General features: G+C 69.9%; 15 protein-coding genes. 9 read left to right on the top strand and 6 right to left on the bottom strand.

Going from position 1 to position 16,661, the window contains the following annotated elements; translation table 11 throughout:
- Positions 1-152: 152 nt before the first annotated feature.
- Positions 153-983, top strand: a complete 831-nt coding sequence (locus AC5Y5V_RS15930) for a polysaccharide deacetylase family protein (RefSeq protein ID WP_499936974.1) — start codon at positions 153-155, stop codon at positions 981-983.
- 15 nt (positions 984-998) lie between these two features.
- Here the strand turns inward: AC5Y5V_RS15930 and AC5Y5V_RS15925 are convergent, their stop codons facing one another.
- Together AC5Y5V_RS15925 and AC5Y5V_RS15920 are read right to left on the bottom strand one after the other, a co-directional pair.
- Positions 999-1,787 (bottom strand): IclR family transcriptional regulator, encoded by a 789-nt coding sequence (locus AC5Y5V_RS15925; RefSeq protein ID WP_499936929.1) that lies wholly within the window; start codon positions 1,785-1,787, stop codon positions 999-1,001.
- A gap of 27 nt (positions 1,788-1,814) precedes the next feature.
- Positions 1,815-4,157, bottom strand: a complete 2,343-nt coding sequence (locus tag AC5Y5V_RS15920) for a PE family protein (protein WP_499936925.1) — start codon at positions 4,155-4,157, stop codon at positions 1,815-1,817.
- 242 nt (positions 4,158-4,399) lie between these two features.
- Here AC5Y5V_RS15920 and AC5Y5V_RS15915 point away from each other — a divergent pair, with 242 nt between their 5' ends.
- Together AC5Y5V_RS15915 and AC5Y5V_RS15910 are read left to right on the top strand one after the other, a co-directional pair.
- Positions 4,400-5,029, top strand: coding sequence for a phosphotransferase-like protein (locus AC5Y5V_RS15915; RefSeq protein ID WP_499936921.1), 630 nt, complete (start codon positions 4,400-4,402; stop codon positions 5,027-5,029).
- A gap of 67 nt (positions 5,030-5,096) precedes the next feature.
- Complete coding sequence (locus AC5Y5V_RS15910; protein WP_499936918.1) at positions 5,097-6,914, top strand: PPE family protein; 1,818 nt, start codon at positions 5,097-5,099, stop codon at positions 6,912-6,914.
- Here AC5Y5V_RS15910 and AC5Y5V_RS15905 read toward each other — a convergent pair.
- On the bottom strand, positions 6,907-8,544 hold the full coding sequence (locus AC5Y5V_RS15905; RefSeq protein WP_499936971.1) for an acyl-CoA synthetase: 1,638 nt from the start codon (positions 8,542-8,544) through the stop codon (positions 6,907-6,909). The two genes, AC5Y5V_RS15910 and AC5Y5V_RS15905, sit on opposite strands and share 8 nt — an antisense overlap.
- Positions 8,545-8,652: 108 nt before the next feature.
- Here AC5Y5V_RS15905 and AC5Y5V_RS15900 point away from each other — a divergent pair, with 108 nt between their 5' ends.
- A complete protein-coding gene (locus AC5Y5V_RS15900; RefSeq protein ID WP_499936916.1) occupies positions 8,653-9,327 on the top strand; it encodes a DedA family protein in 675 nt (224 codons plus the stop codon).
- Positions 9,328-9,331: 4 nt separating this feature from the next.
- On the opposite strand, the gene AC5Y5V_RS15895 is transcribed toward AC5Y5V_RS15900, so the two are convergent.
- Entirely contained in the window at positions 9,332-9,928 is a 597-nt protein-coding gene (locus AC5Y5V_RS15895) for a TetR/AcrR family transcriptional regulator (RefSeq protein WP_499936914.1), read from the bottom strand.
- A gap of 155 nt (positions 9,929-10,083) precedes the next feature.
- Here AC5Y5V_RS15895 and AC5Y5V_RS15890 point away from each other — a divergent pair, with 155 nt between their 5' ends.
- Together AC5Y5V_RS15890 and AC5Y5V_RS15885 are read left to right on the top strand one after the other, a co-directional pair.
- A complete protein-coding gene (locus AC5Y5V_RS15890) occupies positions 10,084-10,518 on the top strand; it encodes an anti-sigma factor antagonist (protein WP_499936911.1) in 435 nt (144 codons plus the stop codon).
- A 33-nt stretch (positions 10,519-10,551) separates the two neighbouring features.
- Positions 10,552-11,649 carry a glutamate--cysteine ligase 2 gene (locus AC5Y5V_RS15885; RefSeq protein ID WP_499936909.1) on the top strand — a complete coding sequence of 366 codons (1,098 nt, stop codon included), beginning with the start codon at positions 10,552-10,554 and terminating at the stop codon, positions 11,647-11,649.
- Here the strand turns inward: AC5Y5V_RS15885 and AC5Y5V_RS15880 are convergent.
- Both AC5Y5V_RS15880 and AC5Y5V_RS15875 read right to left on the bottom strand, forming a co-directional pair.
- Positions 11,639-12,406, bottom strand: coding sequence for a sulfite exporter TauE/SafE family protein (locus tag AC5Y5V_RS15880; protein ID WP_499936907.1), 768 nt, complete (start codon positions 12,404-12,406; stop codon positions 11,639-11,641). The two genes, AC5Y5V_RS15885 and AC5Y5V_RS15880, sit on opposite strands and share 11 nt — an antisense overlap.
- Positions 12,407-12,426: 20 nt before the next feature.
- On the bottom strand, positions 12,427-13,362 hold the full coding sequence (locus AC5Y5V_RS15875; protein ID WP_499936904.1) for a catalase family peroxidase: 936 nt from the start codon (positions 13,360-13,362) through the stop codon (positions 12,427-12,429).
- Positions 13,363-13,477: 115 nt separating this feature from the next.
- On the opposite strand from AC5Y5V_RS15875, the gene AC5Y5V_RS15870 reads away from it, so the two are divergent.
- The 3 genes from AC5Y5V_RS15870 to AC5Y5V_RS15860 all read left to right on the top strand — a co-directional run bounded on the left by AC5Y5V_RS15870 (position 13,478) and on the right by AC5Y5V_RS15860 (position 16,657).
- A complete protein-coding gene (locus AC5Y5V_RS15870) occupies positions 13,478-13,789 on the top strand; it encodes a hypothetical protein (RefSeq protein WP_499936902.1) in 312 nt (103 codons plus the stop codon).
- A gap of 67 nt (positions 13,790-13,856) precedes the next feature.
- Complete coding sequence (locus AC5Y5V_RS15865; RefSeq protein WP_499936900.1) at positions 13,857-15,413, top strand: long-chain-fatty-acid--CoA ligase; 1,557 nt, start codon at positions 13,857-13,859, stop codon at positions 15,411-15,413.
- Positions 15,410-16,657: a DUF7373 family lipoprotein gene (locus AC5Y5V_RS15860; protein WP_499936898.1), complete on the top strand. Its 1,248-nt coding sequence runs from the start codon at positions 15,410-15,412 to the stop codon at positions 16,655-16,657. The genes AC5Y5V_RS15865 and AC5Y5V_RS15860 overlap by 4 nt, the downstream gene beginning before the upstream one ends.
- Positions 16,658-16,661: the final 4 nt, after the last annotated feature.

Here is a 16,661-nt window from a genome sequence, read left to right as displayed (position 1 = left end):
ATTTCGTCCCGAAATGGGGGCTTTCGCGTCTGCTCGCGGGGTGAAAGTCACAAGTTCGCATCGCCCGGCGACACTCGACGGCAGCGCGAGGCATCGCAGCGTCGGGCGGCTTAGCCTCCCAGGGGACTGTGAGGAGTGCACACGTGAGCCATCTGGACCGGCGGCGGTTTCTGGTCGCCGTCGCCGCGACGGTCGCGGTTACCGGGATCTCGTGGTCCTCGGGTAACGGACCCAGGGAGACCGTGGCGCGCGCCGACGTACTCGGCGCGGCGCCCAACCCGATCACGCCGGCGGTACCGAAATTGCTGCCGCCGCCGGGCCCTGCATCCCGTGTCACGCTGCCCGGCGGTGCGGTGCTCAACAAGCTTCCCGGCAGCGACCTCGTGGCCTGGACGGTCGACGACGGCGTCAGCACCGACGTGGTGCGCCTGTACACGCAATTCGCCAAGGACACCGGCGTGCGGCTCACGTATTTCGTCACCGGCGCCTTCCGCTCGTGGACCGAGAACGCCGCCCTGCTGCGACCGCTCGTGGACTCCGGGCAGATCCAGTTGGCCAACCACACCTGGACGCATCCTGATCTGACGAAAATTCCGCCGCACAAGATCGCCGAAGAACTCAGGACCACCGACGCGTTCCTGCGCAACACCTATGGCGTGGACGCGGCACCGTACTTCCGGCCGCCGTATGGCCGACACAATGCCGCGGTCGACGCCGTGGCCGCGGATCTGGGCTATCACGTTCCTACGCTGTGGAGCGGTGATCTGAAGGATTCCGCGGTGATTCCCGAGGACCAGATCGTCAAGCAGGCACAGCAGTATTTCACTCCGCAGAACATCGTGATCGGCCACCTCAACCATCCGTCGATCACGCATGTCTACGGGCAGCTGGTGGACATCATCCGGGCCCGCAAGTTGCGCACCGTGACGCTGAACGACGTGTTCCTGCGGCCGGAGATCCCGCACCGCACGCTGCTGGGGTGAGCAGACGCAAAAGGGCTAGCCGAGCTGATCGCCAATCTCCTTGGCCGCCTCGGCAAGTGCCGCGGCCACGCCGGCGTACTGCGCCGGCTCCAGCCGGTGCTGCGGGGCCGCCGCGTTGAGTGCGAGGCGCAGGCCCGGGGCGCGTACCGGTATCGAAACCGCAACCGAGGCAACGCCTTCCTCGCTCTCCTCGCGATTGACGGCGTAGCCGCGTTCGCGGACGCGGGCGAGCTCGGCCTCCAGTTCGGTGCGGCTGCCGATCGAGCGCGTCGTGACACGCTCCAGTTCCTCACGCGGAAGCAGTTGCCGCAGTTCGGCTTCGGACAATTCGGCCAGCATGGCCTTGCCCGTCGACGTGCAATGCGCGGGCATCGTCCGGGCCAGCCGGGACGCCACCCGGACCGCGGAGGGGCCCTCGACCGCGGCGACGAACCGCACGGCGGCGCCGTCGAGCATCCCGACGTGGATCGTTTCGCGCAGGCGCTGGCTGAGGCCGCGCATGATCGGCGTGGCGACGGCCGGAACGTCGAGGCGGCCGAAGATCGCAAAGGCCACACCGGTCAGCGCCGGGCCTGGCAGGTACGCCTTGGACACCGGATCCTGACGGACGAACCCGCGGTAGGTCAGCATCGCCAGCAGTCGATGCGCGGTGGACGACGCCACGCCCAGATACCGGGTCGCCTCGCTCAGCCGGATCTGAGGCTGCTCGCCGAGCAGCAACAGCAGCTTCAGCGCATTGTCGACGGACTCGATCGGGTACTGGGGCGCAACAGAATCCGCGGCCCCTGAGCCCTTCTTCGCCATGCCGGTAACGGTACCTGCGGGTCTCGGTCAGCTCGCCGTGCCGTTGGTGCCGGGGTCGCCCGGGATGCCCTGGTTGCCCTGGATGCCGGCGCTGCCGCCCGCCCCGCCGGCGGCCCCGCCCGCGCCGCCCGCGCCGCCGAGCGCAAGATTTCCGCCGATGCCGGGCGTCGCGGTGGCGCCGCCGGTGGTGTCGCCGCCGTTGCCGCCGCTGCCGCCCTTGCCGCCCTGGCCGCCCACGCCGCCGTCGCCTCCTGCGCCGGCCGCTCCGGACACACCCGCGCTACCGATCGTCCCGCCGGCCCCACCGGCACCACCCGTGGCGCCACCCGCGCCCCCCTGGCCGCCGACGCCGCCGTCGCTGCCGACCAGGCCGTCGGAGCCGTTGCCGGCAATCACGGTGCCGGTTCCGGCGGCCGCTCCCCCGGCACCGCCGCTACCACCGGCACCACCGATGCCGCCGGTCCCGCCGGTTCCGCCCACGCCGCCGGCGCCCCCGGCACCGCCGTTGCCGATGAATCCGGCGTCGCCGCCGTGGCCGCCAACCCCGCCGGTCCCACCGACGCCGCCGGTGCCGCCGATGCCACCCGCGACACCGCCGGCACCGCCATTACCCGCGGTCGCGTCGCCGGTGGTCGCCAGGGCGGATCCACCGCCGCCGCCGTTTCCACCTGAGAAGCCGCCGGCGCCGGCACCCCCGACACCACCGGTGCCACCCGCGCCGCCGACGCCGCCGTTGCCGACGAACATCCCGCCATGCCCGCCGTTGCCGCCCGCCCCGCCGGTGCCGCCGGTACCGCCATTCGCGCCCAGTGTCGTGGAGCCGTTACCGCCCGCGCCGCCGGCCCCGCCGGTGGTGGTGGTGCCGGTACCCGTGACCTGTGCTGCGCCGCCGGCGCCGCCGTTGCCACCGTTTCCGCCGCCGGCTCCTGCGCTGGTGCCGTTGCCGCCGCCAGTGGCGGTGGCAGTGACGTCGCCCCCGATCGTGCCGGTATTCGTGATCGTGGCGTTCCCACCGGCCCCACCGTTGCCGCCGTTGCCGCCGTTGCCGCCGGTAGTGCCCGCGTTTGCGGCGCTGCCGGCGGTGACGTCGACGTTGCCCGAGACGGAGCCGGAATTTGTGAATGACGCGCTGCCACCGGATCCGCCGGTGCCGCCGGTCACGCCCGGGCCCCCGTTGTTGCCCGGGGTGCCACCGCTAGCGCCAAGCCCTACGTCACCGACAATCGGGCCGGTGTTGTTGGCGGTGACGCTCCCGCCATTCCCACCAGGTCCGGCCGTGCCGGTCGGGACGGGGTTGACACCGTTCGCGCCCGCCAGGCCGGTGCCGCCCTGCCCGCCCGCGCCGCCGGCGCCGAACCAGTTGGCGTTGCCGCCGTTGCCGCCGGTCCCGGCACCCGTAGCGAGGACATCGACACCACCCTGGCCACCAGCACCGCCGTTGCCCGCGAAGAACCCACCGGCGCCGCCGTTACCACCGTTTGCGTTGCTCCCACCCACGCCGCCGACGCCGCCGTTGCCGTAGAACACCCCGCCGGCGCCGCCATCGCCGCCGTTCGCGTTGGCCCCACCGACGCCGCCAGTACCGCCGCCGCCGAAGAAGTTCGCGTCGCCGCCGTTACCGCCCTTCGCGCCGACGTCGCCCGCGCCGCCGAACCCACCGCTGCCGAACACCCCGCCGCCGCCGCCGGTCCCGCCGACCCCGCCGCCGGCACCGCCGGCGCCCCCGCTGCCACCGTTGCCGACGAAGCCGCCGGTCCCGCCGACCCCGCCGGTGCCACCGCCCGTGCCGCCGACGCCGCCGGTCCCGCCGCTGCCCAGCAGCGTCCCGCCGTGTCCGCCCATCCCGCCGGCCGCACCCGCCGCGCCCTGCCCGCCGGCCCCGCCGTTGCCGATGAACCCGGCCGCGCCGCCGGCGCCGCCGACGCCCGTGGTCGCCGATCCGCCGTTACCACCGTTGCCGAAGATCCATCCGCCCTGACCCCCGGCGAGGCCGGACCCCGGCGCGGCATTCGCGCCGTTGCCGAACAGCGGGCGTCCCGTCAGCGCCTGCACCGGCGAGAACACGGCCAAACCCGCCAGCGGCGTGGCATTGGCGGCCTCGGCGGCCGCGTAGGCACCCGCGCCGGAACCGAGCGTCTGCACGAACTCGTCGTGGAACGCGGCGATCCGGGCGCTCAGCGACTGATAGTCGCGAGCATGCGCACCGAACACCGCCGCGATCGCCGCCGACACCTCGTCCTGCGCGGCGGCCGCGATGCTCGTCGTCGGACCCGCCGCCGCCGCGTTGGCGCCCGTGAGCGTGGATCCGAGCCCGGCCAGATCCCCCACCGCCGCTCGCACCGCCTCGGGCACGGCAATCACATACGACATCTGTAACCTCCCACCGGGTCACGGCACCGCCGACTGCGGCGAGGCGAATCGTATCGCCGGTGCGGCGTGTGCACGGTGTATTCAGCGGCGCGGCGCAATTCGCCCGCACCCCCGCGCACCCCTGGATATCGGGCGGCGCCGCACCGCCGTTACGCCGCGCGCGTATTCCATTCCCGTGCTGGCCAATTCGTTTCCGAATTGGCACCAAATGCCGCATCGAAAAGGAGTAATCTCTGGCGGCTATGGCAGATCGGCCCGAAGGCAAGCTCATCCTGCTCAACGGCGGATCCAGCGCGGGAAAGACGTCGATCGCCGTCGCGTTTCAGGACGTCGCCGACGAATGCTGGATGCACCTGGGCATCGACGTGTTCTGGCTCGCCCTGCCGCCCAGGCAACTCGATCTCGCCCAGGTGCGGCCCGAGTACTACAGCTGGGAAAGTGTCGTCGAGCCCGACGGCCTGGACTGGTTCACCGTGCATCCGGGCCCGATCCTGGACCGCGCCATGCACGCCCGCTATCACGCCATCCGCGCCTACCTGGACGACGGCATGAACGTCGTCGCCGACGACGTGATCTGGAAGCGCGAGTGGCTGGTGGACGCCCTGCGGGTGTTCGACGGCTACCGGGTCTGGATGGTGGGGGTGCACGTGTCGGACGCCGAGGGTGCCCGACGGGAACAGGCGCGCGGCGACCGTTACGCCGGCTGGAACCGCGGCAGCGCCCGCGCCGCCCACGCCGACGCCGAATACGACTTCGAGCTGGACACCACGGCCACCCCGGCCTCCACACTGGCGCGCGAACTGCACCAGCGCTATCAGGCCTGTCGCGAGCCCACGGCTTTCCTGCGGCTGCAAGAACGCCTTCTGCCCTGAAACCGCCGATAGGCCGCCCGACTTCTTATACCGTCTTCTCGTTGAGCTGAGGTAAAGGGCGGGCGCGGTGAATTTCTCTGTCTTTCCACCGGAGGTCAATTCGGCGCTGATTTTCAGCGGCGCGGGTTCGGGGCCGATGCTGGCAGCCGCCGCGGCCTGGGATGGGCTGGCCGCCGAATTGGGCGCGGCCGCCGAATCATTCGGGTCGGTGACCTCGGGGCTGGTGGACTCGGCCTGGCAGGGCGCGGCGTCGGCGGCGATGACGGCCGCGGCGGCACCCTATGCCGGCTGGCTGGGTGCGGCGGCGGCCCGGGCCGCGGGCGCCGCGGGGCAGGCGAAGGCGACGGCGGCCGCCTACGAGGCGGCGCGCACGGCGACCGTCCACCCGGCGACGGTGTCGGTCAACAGATCCCAACTCGTGTCGCTGGTCCGCGCAAACCTCTTCGGGCAGAACGCCCCCGCGATCGCGGCCATCGAGGGCATCTACGAGCAGATGTGGGCGCAGGACGTGACCGCGATGGCCGGCTACCACGCCGGGGCGTCTGCGGCCGCCAGCCAGTTGGCGTCCTGGCAGCAGAAGCTGGCGAGCCTGAACACCAGCATCGGTAACACCGGCGCGTGGAACCTGGGCATCGGCAACAACGGCGACTTCAACCTGGGCAGCGGAAACTGGGGCGGCAAGAACCTGGGTAGCGGAAACACCGGTAATACGAACCTGGGCAGCGGAAACTGGGGCGATACAAACCTTGGCAGCGGCAACGTCGGCAACACCAACGTCGGCAGCGGTAACTCGGGCAACACCAACTTCGGCAACGGCAACATCGGCAACCTCAACTTCGGCAGCGGCAACGGCAACACCGACACCGGCCAGGACCCCTACTACTACGCCAACGGAAACGTCGGCAACGGCAACGTCGGCAACCGGAACTTCGGTTTCGGAAACTGGGGCGACAGCAACATCGGCAGCGGCAATTTCGGCTCGGGCAACGTGGGTGGCGGCAACCTCGGCTCCGACAACGTCGGGTCTGCCAACATCGGCAACGGCAACTACGGGTTCGGCAACCACGGCAACAACAACATCGGCTTCGGGCTCGAAGGCGACAACAAGTTCGGCATCGGCAAGCTCAACACCGGCAGCGGCAACATCGGCTTCGGCAACACCGGCAACAACAACATCGGCTTCTTCAACTCCGGCGACAACAACGTCGGCTTCGGCAACTCCGGCAACGGCAACTTCGGCTCCGGCAACGCCGGCTGGGTCAACACCGGCTTCGGCAACGCGGGCTCGGTCAACACCGGCTTCGGCAACGGCGGCGACTACAACTTCGGTTGGAGTAACGCGGGCACCAGCAACGTGGGCGCCGGCAACGTGTTCTACGACAACGGCGGCTTCGGCAACGGCGGTTCCGGCAACACCGGCAATTTCAACTCGGCCGACTACGGCACCAACACCGGGTCGTTCAACTCCGGCTACTTCAACTCCGGCCTGTTCAACTCCGGCAGCGTCAACTCCGGCCTGTTCAACTCGGGCAGCGTCAACAACGGCCTGGGCCACTCGGACACCCCGGCCGGCGCGGTCAACTCAGGATTGAGCAACAACGGCTACAACCTCTCCGGCTGGTCCAATACCGGCAGCGACACCTCCGGCTACCTGAACATGACGGATGCCGACTACGGCTACACCTCCGGCATGGGCAACGAGGGCGGCCGCGGCCACGTCGGGTACTTCAACACCGGGTTCGCCAACGCGGGCTATTTCAACACGGGCAACCACACCTCGGGGGCCTGGAATTCGGGCATCTACAGCTCGGGCGTGGGCAACGCGGGCACCGGCAGCTCAGGGTTCTTCAACAAGGGTGACGGCAAGGCAGGTTTCTTCAACTAGGCTGCGCGACTTGGGCTTTGGCCCACCGGTAATCCGCCTTGCCCGACGGCGACCGCTGCAGCCTGTCGCAGAAGACGACCTCCTTGGGCAGTTTGTAGCGCGCGATGTGGCGGGCGGCCTCGGCGACGATGCTGTCCTGCGATGCCTGCGCACCGTCGGCCAGCTGGACCAGCGCGACCACCTCGTTTCCCCACCGCGTGCTGGGACGGCCCGTGACGACGACGTCGTAGACCGCGGGATGCTCGGCGATCGCGGCCTCGACCTCCTCGGCGAAAATCTTCTCCCCTCCGGAGTTGATGGTGACGGAATCCCTTCCGAGCAGCTCGATTTGGCCGTCGGCGCCCCAGCGTGCCCGGTCGCCGGGGACCGAGTGCCGGATCCCGTCGATGACGGGAAACGTGCGCGCGGTCTTCTCCGGGTCGCCGAGGTAGCCCAACGGAATCAGACCCTGCTGCGCCAGCCAGCCGATCTCGTCGTCGCCCGGTGACAGGATCCGGGTCAGGTCCTCGCTGACGACGACCGCGCCCGGATTCGGGACGAACCGCCCCGACGCGCTCAGCGCGCTATTGGAGTACTGACCCATCTGGGCGCCGGATTCCGACGACCCGCCCGTGTCCATGATCGTCACGTGCGGCAGCAGCTCGACGAATCGCTGCTTGAGCGGCGCGCTCAGCGCGGCCCCGCCAGTGACCAGAACGAACAGCCCGGACAGGTTGTAATCGCCGGACTCGAGTGCGTCGACCAACGGCCGGCCGAAGGCGTCGCCGACGAAGGACAGCGAGATGACGCGTTCCCGGCTGGCCAGCGCCCACGCCTCGGCCGGATCGAAGTGGGTGGTCGTCGGCGCCATGACGAACGGCCGTCCGGTGCACAGGTTGATGAATGCCGCCCATTGCGCCGCGCCGTGCATGAGCGGCGCCGCGGTCATCGACCCTGGCCCGTCGGGCCGCGACCGCTCGACGATTTCCTCCAGGCTGCTCACCGTCTGGCCGCTGCCGAACGTCCGGCCGCCCATCGCGTTCAGGTAGATGTCGTGTTGCCGCCACAGCACCGCCTTCGGCATGCCGGTGGTGCCGCCGGTGTAGAGGACGTAGAGGTCATCGGGCGCGGGGACCACGTGCAGCGGCTCATCGGACGTCGAGGCGAGCAGTTCCTCGTAGCGCACCGCACCGGGCAGCGGCGGGTTCCCGGAGGCGTCGTCGACGTGGATCAGGCGGGGGTCGCCGCCCAGCTTGCCCAGCGCTTCGGCCAGCGTCGGCGCGAACCGCGCGTGGTACATGATCGCGTCGGCGCCGGCGTTGTCGAGCAGGTAGACGAGTTCGTCGGCGACATAGCGGTAGTTGACGTTGAACGGGGCGACACGGGCCCGGTATGCGCCGAGCATGGCCTCTAGGAACTCGTTGCAGTTCGCCATGTACAGCCCGAGGTGGCTCTGGCCCGACTCGTGCGGCGCGAGCTCGGAGCGTTCCCGACGGGCGCCCAAACCCCACTCGTGCAGGGCGCGGGCGAAACGGCGGGAGCGGTCGTCGATCTGCGCGTAGGTGAATCGCCGGTCACCGAACACGATGCAATCCCGGTCGGGATTGGCCGCCGCCACCGCGCCGAACACCTGGGCCAGGTTGAATTCCACGGGCTTCATCATCGTGCCGAGCAGACGCAAAAGCACCCATTTCGGGCGCTATTTGGGGGCTTTTGCGTCTGCTCGCGCCAGTGGGCTCCGGTCAGGCATTCTGTACGCATGCATGTGGAGGCGCTGCTGCAGTCGATCCCGCCGATACTGGTGTACCTGGTCGTCGGCGGCGTGGTGGGGGTCGAGAGCCTGGGCATCCCCCTGCCCGGGGAGATCGTGCTGGTCAGCGCCGCGCTGATGTCGTCGCACCACGAGCTGGCCGTCAACCCGGTGGGCGTCGGCGCCGCCGCGGTGATCGGCGCGGTGATCGGCGACTCGATCGGATACAGCATCGGCCGCAAGTTCGGCATGCCGCTCTTCGACCGGCTGGGCCGGCGGTTCCCCAAACACTTCGGGCCGGGGCATGTTGCACTCGCCGAGAAACTGTTCAACCGCTGGGGCGTGCGGGCTGTGTTCTTCGGTCGCTTCATCGCGTTGCTGCGGATCTTCGCCGGACCGTTGGCCGGCGCCCTGAAGATGCCCTATCCGCGCTTCCTGGCGGCCAACGTTGCGGGCGGCATCTGCTGGGCCGGCGGCACGACCGCGCTGGTCTACTTCGCGGGGGAAGCGGCCGAACGCTATCTGCAGGACTTCTCCTGGATCGCGCTGGTGATCGCCGTCGTATGCGGTGTCATCGCCGCAATCCTGTTGCGGGAGCGGACATCCCGCGCGATCGCCGAACTCGAGGCCGAGCACCACCGCAAGGCCGGCACGACGGCGGCCGAAACCGGCTCGGCGGCCTAGAGGATCAGCCGGCCGACGGCCGGTGCTGCTCGATCAGTGCGCGGGCCATCCGCTGGGCGCGGCGCGCCGCTTCCGAATCACCGACGGCCGCCAGGATGATGGCGCCCTTCATCAGGATGTGCCACGACCAGGCGAAGTCCTCGACGTTGCTGAGCCCGGCCGCCACGGCGCGCTGCCGAACGATGTCGCGGACGTTGTCGATATGCCCGATGCAGGCCTGTCCGGCGGGATGGTCCGGCCCCAACTCGAGCAGCACGTTGATGAACGAACAGCCCTCGTAGCCGTCGCGGTTCTGAAACCAGTCGTGCATGACGTCGAAGATGGCCAGCAGTTGCTCCTCGGGCGTGGTTCCGCGAAGCTGCGACTGCTCCTCGATCAGCCCGTGCGTCCACAGCTGTTCACGGCGCTCCAGAACGGACAGCACGAGGTCGTTTTTCGTCGCGAAATGGCGGTACAGCGTCGCCCGGGCCACCCCGGCACGCTCGATCACTTCGTCGGTCCCTACGGCCCGGATTCCACGCCTGCTGAACAGCTCATAGGCCGCGGCGAGGATGCGCTCGCGGGCCGATGCGCCGGGCGTCGCGATGTCGAGGCTATTCATGACGATCCTTACCATATCCATAGGTCACCATCTGTAGACAGACCGCCCTGTCTTGTTATACAAATGAGATTCCGCACTCGCGGAAAGTCTGTCTTCAGACAACAGGACGGGCATCCATCCTGGCGCCCTCCGCGCCAGTCGATTAGGGAGCCACCATGCGCCTGGCCATTGCAGAACCAATCTCCACACACTTGATGCTCAGCACCCGGCTGGTCTACGAACTCGGCGACCCCCACAGCACCCTGCGGGCGACCACCGACCGCAGCGGACCGGCCGTGCTCATCACCGCCGGCGGCGAGGTCGACGCCTGCAACGAGCACACCTGGCGACGCCTGGTCAATGAAGCGGCCAAGGTCGTCACGCCCCCCGGACCGTTCATCGTCGACGTCAACGGTCTGGATTTCATGGCCTGCTGCGCACTCTCGGTGCTGGCCGACGAGGCCGAGGGGTGTCGTCGGCGGGGCATCGACCTGCGCCTGGTGAGTCGCCAGCCGATCGTCGCCCGGATCGTCAAGGCCTGCGGCCTCGAGGCGCTGCTGCCCATCTACCGCTCCGCGGACGACGCGCTCGCGACACCGCTGGCCGGCTGAGCCGGTTCGGCCCCACTGTCCTGTGGTGGCCGCATGAGTGACGTACCCACCTTCGGCGTGGAGGAGGAATTCCTCCTCGTCGACCCCGACAGCGGCGAACCGGTCGCCCGCAACGACGCGGTGGCCGAGGAATCCGAACGCCGCGGCGTCGAGCTTGACCTGGAACTCAGCAGCTGTCAGGTGGAGACCACCTCTGCCGTATTGACCGGCAGCGCGGAACTGGGCGAGGAGCTGACCCGGCTGCGGCGCGTCTCCGCTCAGGCGGCCGACGCAGCCGGGGTCCGCCTGTTGGCCCTCGGGCTGCCGCCGGCCACCCCGCGGGAATTCCCGGTCACCGACACCGAGCGATATCGCCGGATCGGTGCCGCCTACGGGATGGTCGCGCACGAGCAGGGCATCTGCGGTTGCCACGTACACGTGCAGGTGCCCGATCGCGCCGCCGCGATCCACGCCAGCAACTGGCTGCGGCCGTGGCTGCCGTCACTGCTTGCGCTGTCGGCCAATTCGGCGGTGTACCGCAACGCCGACACCGGCTACGCGAGTTGGCGCAGCATTCTGTGGCGGCGCTGGCCGGTTGCGGGACCACCGCCGTTCTTCGCCTCGGTCGACGAATACGACCGCACCGTGCGGATGCTGGTCGACACCGGGGTCATCCTGGACCCGGGCATGGTCTATTGGGACGTGCGGCTGTCGTCGGACTTCCCGACGATCGAGGTGCGCGTCGCCGACGTGCCCGCCACCGTCGCCGAGACGGTCCTGCTAGCCGGCCTGATCAGGGCCGCGGTGATGACGGCTCTCGACGAGGGCGGCGCCGTCGAGCGGCTGCCACCGGCCGCGCTGCGGGCGGCGTACTGGAGGGCCGCCCACGACGGGCTTTCCGGTCAGACGCTGGATCTGGCCGACGGCCGCGGCGCGGTGCCGGCGCGTGCGCAGCTGGACGCGCTGGTGCGACGGGTGCGCCCCGCGCTGGAGTCGGTCGGTGAATACGACCGCGTCACAGCGGAACTCGGCCGCATCGCGACCGAGGGCAATGGCGCGATGCGGCAGCGTCGGGCGTGGCGGAAGCGGGGTGAGGTCGCCGATGTCATCGCCGAAGCCACCGCCGCGACGCAGGCTGGGGCTAAACCGTGAGCAGGCGGTACAGCCCGATGAGGCCGACCACGACGATCGTGGCGCGCAACGCATTCGGCGACAGCCGACGCCCGTAACGCGCCCCCACCACTCCCCCGATCAGCGAGCCCGCCGCGACCAGCCCGGCGATCGGCCAGCTGATCCGATCGAACGCCACCAACGTATAGCTCACCGCCGCAACGATGTTCACCAGCGTCGAGAGCAGATTCTTGGCGGCGTTCATGCGTTGCACCGACTCCGGCAGCAGGGCCCCCATCACGCCGACCAGCAGAATGCCCTGGGCGGCGGTGAAGTAGCCGCCATAGGCGCCGACGGCGAAGGTGCCGAGAACCAGTACGGCCATTCGCACCGGTGTGATGTGCTCCGCGGAACGCCCCGCCGCCTCCGCCCGCCCCCGCGCCCACGCCTGAATCCGGGGCCCGATCACCACCAGCGCGAGCGCCAACACCAACAGCACCGGTACGACCTGGGTGAACACCTTCTCGGGCAGATGCAGCAGCAGGAACGCACCCACCGCGGCGCCCGCCACCGACGCCGGGATCTGCCACCGCAGCCGGTCCCATTGCCCACGCAACTCGGCGCGATAGCCCCAGGTGCCCGACACGCCACCGGCCACCAGCCCCACCGCGTTGGACATGGTCGACGTGACCGGCGGATAGCCGAGCGCGACCAGCGTCGGGAACGTGATCAGGGTCCCGGAACCGACGATCGCGTTGATCGCGCCGGCGCCGAACCCGGCCGCGCCGATCAGAACCATGTTGGAAGCGGAAACTGCGCTCAGACCGGCGGCGCCTCCGCACCCCGATCCACGCCGGTGCGCAGCTTGACCGACGCCGAATAGGCCTTGCTGCGGAACCGCAGCACCGGGTCGTCGGAGGGCTCGATGCCGTCGGTCACCCGCATCGGGTCGAACACCACGATGTCGCCGCCGTGCTCGCGTTCGGTGTCGCGGCCGGTGATCTCGATGGTGCCGACGTCGATCAGCTCGGTGCCGGCCCAGGGCGCCGACGGGTCGACCGTCGAGTCGTCGGGCCCGGCGATCTGCACCCGGAAGTGAAACCGCACCGGCCCGGCCGCCAGGCGCGCGTCGAGCTCGTCGGTCAGGAAGTCGGCGTCGCGGGAACCCGCCCCCGACAGGTACTCCTCACCCGCCGCGGGGGCCAGGTGATAGCGGACGAACCGGGCGCTGCCGTCGGCGGCGGTCCAGCGAAACGCGTGCAACCCGTGGTATTCCGCGGTGGCGTAGCTCGCGGGGACTCGCTGCGCCGCCCGCAGCACCGGCAGCGCGCGCAGCACGCCCGGATGGGTGACCAGGAACGCGGCCATGCGCAGCGGCAGCGTCGGACCGGGCCGCATCGCCTTGAGCAGATCCACGAATCCGTCCGGCGTGCTGGAGACGAACAGCCGCGCGGTCTGCGTCGACACGTCGGTGGTGGACCCGTCCGGCAGCGTGAACTTCACCGCCATGCCACGCACCCCCGACGCCCCGTCGCGCTGCGCCGGGTCGCCCGACCCGTTGGAGAAGCGGACCAGGGCCGCGACGGTGGAGCCGTCCAGATGTTTCGCGCGCGAGAGCGCGGACGCCTCGGGGGTCGCGGTGAAGGTGCCGCGGTACAGGGTGCCCTTGGCGTGCAGCGCCCGGTAGCCGGGTTGCGCTCCGCCGGTGCCCCGGATCGCCTCGATCGCCTGGTCAGGAGTCACCGCGCCGCCCATTGGCGAATCGTAGGTCTTTGGAACTGGTGTGGCATACCGAAATCTTCGGGCTGAACCGATGTTGCTGAGCGCCGACGGCCGGGTGACGCTGGGCCGAATGAAAGGGAGGACTCGGATGCGTACTTGGTTGGTGTTGATCCTGGGGACGATCATCGGCTCCGCGATGTTCATCTACAGCGTCGCCGATCTGGTGGGCGACCACGGCGTGAGCTGCGGCGGACACCAGATGAAGAAGGGCGACACCTGCCTGTCCGTCAGCCACGGTTACAGCCAGCGCCGGGACATCGCGCAGCAAGAGTCCAACAACACCCGGCAGAGCTGGATCGGCGTCGTCGTGGGTGGGCTGATGGCGCTCGGCTCCGGGGCCATCGTCTGCACCGCCCTCGCGCAGCGATCGAGCCGCCAGGGGACCGCGCAGCGCCTGTAGCGGGCGCGGCCGCGCGCCGGCGGGGTTGCCGCGCCGCGATCGGGCGTCGTGCTGCATTGTGGAACGTATGCCACCAGCGGAGACCCTTGTCGGAATCGTCGAGCAACACGCCCGGCACCGTCCCGACGGGATCGCCATTCAGTTCGGTGACCGGCAGTGGTCCTGGGCGCAGTGGGCGGAGCGGATAAGTCGCACGGCCGGCGCGCTGCGGGCGGCGGGCGTAGAGCGCGGTCACCGGGTGGCGTTCCTGGACAAGAATCACCCCGCCTGCCTGGAGCTCCTGATCGCCGCCACGTCGATCGGCGCGGTGGCCACCATCCTCAACTGGCGGGCGATCGGCGAAGAACTGGTCCACGTGCTCAACGACTGCGGGGCGAGGCTGCTGTTCGTCGGCGCCGAACTGCACCCCGCGGTACGGGACATCGCCGCGCGGGCACCCGGCATCGAGCGCACGGTCGTGGTGGGAGGCGATTCGTCAGGCGACGAATACGAATCCCTGCTCGCCGCAGCCACACCCGCGACACCCGACGACGGTGACCCCGCGACCGACGACGCGCTGGTGATCTACAGCTCGGGCACCACGGGGCGTCCCAAGGGCGTCGCGCTGAGCCAGCGGGCGCTGGTCAATCACATCGTCAACCTGGCGCCGGCGTTCCCGTTCGCCGACGGGGAAGCCAACCTGGTCGCCATGCCGTTGTTCCATGTCGGCGGAATCGGCTATGCGTGTTTCGGGATCCTCGCCGGGGCGCCGACGATCCTGACCCGCGAACCGGAACCCGCGACGCTGATTCGCGCGCTGAATGACGGTGCGACGCATGCGTTTTTCGTGCCACCGGTGATCGCCCGGTTCCTGGACGGCGGTGACGCGGCCCGCGACGCCGTCGCGCGCCTGCGCTACCTCGTGTACGGGGCGGCGCCCATGCCGGTGCCGCTGCTGCAGCGGGCTCTAGAGACCTGGCCGCAGGTGAACTTCGTCCAGGTGTACGGGCAGACGGAGCTGTGCGGGGCGGTCACCGCGCTCGACGCGGCCGACCATCGCGACCCGAACCGGCCCGACCTGTTGCTGTCGGCCGGCAAGGCCGCGATCGGCACCGAACTGCGGATCGTCGACCCGGAAACCGGCGAACCGCGCAATCCCGGTGAGCCGGGCGAGATTTGGGCGCGCAGCGATCAGGCCATGAGCGGCTACCTGAACCGGCCCGAGGCAACCGCCGACACCATCACCGACGACGGCTGGCTGCGCACCGGCGACATCGGACGCCTTGACGCCGACGACTACCTCTACATCGAGGACCGGCTGAAGGACATGATCATCACCGGCGGCGAGAACGTGTACGGGCCCGAGGTGGAAAGCGTGCTCATCGAGCATCCCGCGGTCGACGACGCCGCGATCATCGGTGTGCCCGACGACTTCTGGGGCGAGTCGGTCAAGGCGATCGTCGTCACCAACACCCCCGAAGTGGCGCCCGCCGACATCATCGAGTTCTGCCGGACCCGCCTGGCCGCATACAAGTGCCCGCGGACCGTCGACTTCCTGCCGTCGCTTCCCCGCAACGCCAGCGGCAAGATCCTCAAAGCCGCGTTGCGCGAACCGTATTGGCAGAGCCAGGCGCGGAGTATATGAGGCGCCTGGCGGCGGTCGTCGCGTCGGCTGCGCTCCTGACGGGCTGTACAACCACGGTGGACGGGGCGGCGGCCAAGGGAAAGGACGCCGACACCGCGAACGTGGCCCTGATGGACACCGGCACCTATCCCACCACGCTGGGTCATATCTTCGGAACCGCCGGCGACGACAAGTTCTCGCAAACCGTCCTGGAAGCGCACCGGCTCGCCGATTTCGTGGTGGGCCCGTGGCAGGTCGACGAGGCGATCACGCAGTTTCCGATACTCGAGCTGTTCATCGAGATCGGCGACATCCCCAGCATTCCGACCCTGGAGCGGGCTTTCGGGACCGCGATGTCCGACGTCGCGGCCAAGCACGGCTACGTCACCGGATTCTCCAGCACGCGGACGTCCCCGGGTTCTCCCCCGTGGCGGGGAATGACCAATGTCGTGCTGCGCTTCGCCGACCCGGCCGCCGCGACCGCCGCGGCCACCGAGCTGGCCGCGGCCAACCCGACGTTGCCCGGCGACTCGCCGCACGAGCCGGCGGCCATCGAGAAGCACCCCGAAGCGCTGGCGGTCAGGTACGTGCAGAACGGCGGCGCCCGGGCCGTCGCCAGCTTCACCGCGCACGGGCCGTACGTGCTCTATCAGACCGCCTTCAACCGTCCCGGCCACGGCGTGGAGACCATGCCCGAGCTGATCATCGAGCTGGCCCTGGACCGGCAAACCAGGCTGATCGACCAGTTCGCCCCGACCGATTCCGCCAACCTCGCGTCGCTGCCGGTGGACCCGTCGGGGCGGCTGCTGGCGGCCACCCTGGTTCGCGAGGGCGCCAAGCTGCCGTTCAACGCCGGCGTGTGGGAGCGGGCGGGCTGGCCGCACTTCGCGGTCGATCCGAGCGGGACGGCCGCCGCGCTCCAGGCGGCCGGCGTGGATTACGTGGCCCAGCGGCTGGCGACGGTGTATCAGGCCACGAACGCCGACGCCGCGCAGCGGCTGATGAGCTTCCTCGCCGATCAGGTCAGACACAGCCCCGACGTCAAGCCCCTGGCCGACAGCGTGCCGGGGTTCCCCGCCGCGCAGTGCTTCCAACGGAACGGCCCGACGCAGCCGCCCGACGCCCCCGCTACCTTCCGAATGATGCAGTGGCACTTCAAATGCGTGGCCAAAGCGGACCGTTACGCCTACACCGTCTTCTCGGACACCCAGAAAGACGTCATGCAGCAGGTGTCCGCACAGTACCGGATTTTGGCCGGCAAGTGACCGG

Source organism: Mycobacterium sp. NGS68 (genome assembly GCF_059812195.1).
Note: the sequence above shows the minus strand (reverse complement) of the source record. Positions and strands in the feature narration are given on the sequence as shown.

What these genes read in the sequence shown, in the direction of transcription:
- AC5Y5V_RS15900 (WP_499936916.1), top strand. Translation starts at nt 8,653, where the DNA reads ATGCATGTGGAGGCGCTGCTGCAGTCGATCCCGCCGATACTGGTGTAC.
- AC5Y5V_RS15920 (WP_499936925.1), bottom strand. Translation starts at nt 4,157, where the DNA reads ATGTCGTATGTGATTGCCGTGCCCGAGGCGGTGCGAGCGGCGGTGGGG.
- AC5Y5V_RS15895 (WP_499936914.1), bottom strand. Translation starts at nt 9,928, where the DNA reads ATGAATAGCCTCGACATCGCGACGCCCGGCGCATCGGCCCGCGAGCGC.
- AC5Y5V_RS15860 (WP_499936898.1), top strand. Translation starts at nt 15,410, where the DNA reads ATGAGGCGCCTGGCGGCGGTCGTCGCGTCGGCTGCGCTCCTGACGGGC.
- AC5Y5V_RS15865 (WP_499936900.1), top strand. Translation starts at nt 13,857, where the DNA reads ATGCCACCAGCGGAGACCCTTGTCGGAATCGTCGAGCAACACGCCCGG.
- AC5Y5V_RS15870 (WP_499936902.1), top strand. Translation starts at nt 13,478, where the DNA reads ATGCGTACTTGGTTGGTGTTGATCCTGGGGACGATCATCGGCTCCGCG.
- AC5Y5V_RS15885 (WP_499936909.1), top strand. Translation starts at nt 10,552, where the DNA reads ATGAGTGACGTACCCACCTTCGGCGTGGAGGAGGAATTCCTCCTCGTC.
- AC5Y5V_RS15875 (WP_499936904.1), bottom strand. Translation starts at nt 13,362, where the DNA reads ATGGGCGGCGCGGTGACTCCTGACCAGGCGATCGAGGCGATCCGGGGC.
- AC5Y5V_RS15915 (WP_499936921.1), top strand. Translation starts at nt 4,400, where the DNA reads ATGGCAGATCGGCCCGAAGGCAAGCTCATCCTGCTCAACGGCGGATCC.
- AC5Y5V_RS15880 (WP_499936907.1), bottom strand. Translation starts at nt 12,406, where the DNA reads ATGGTTCTGATCGGCGCGGCCGGGTTCGGCGCCGGCGCGATCAACGCG.
- AC5Y5V_RS15925 (WP_499936929.1), bottom strand. Translation starts at nt 1,787, where the DNA reads ATGGCGAAGAAGGGCTCAGGGGCCGCGGATTCTGTTGCGCCCCAGTAC.
- AC5Y5V_RS15890 (WP_499936911.1), top strand. Translation starts at nt 10,084, where the DNA reads ATGCGCCTGGCCATTGCAGAACCAATCTCCACACACTTGATGCTCAGC.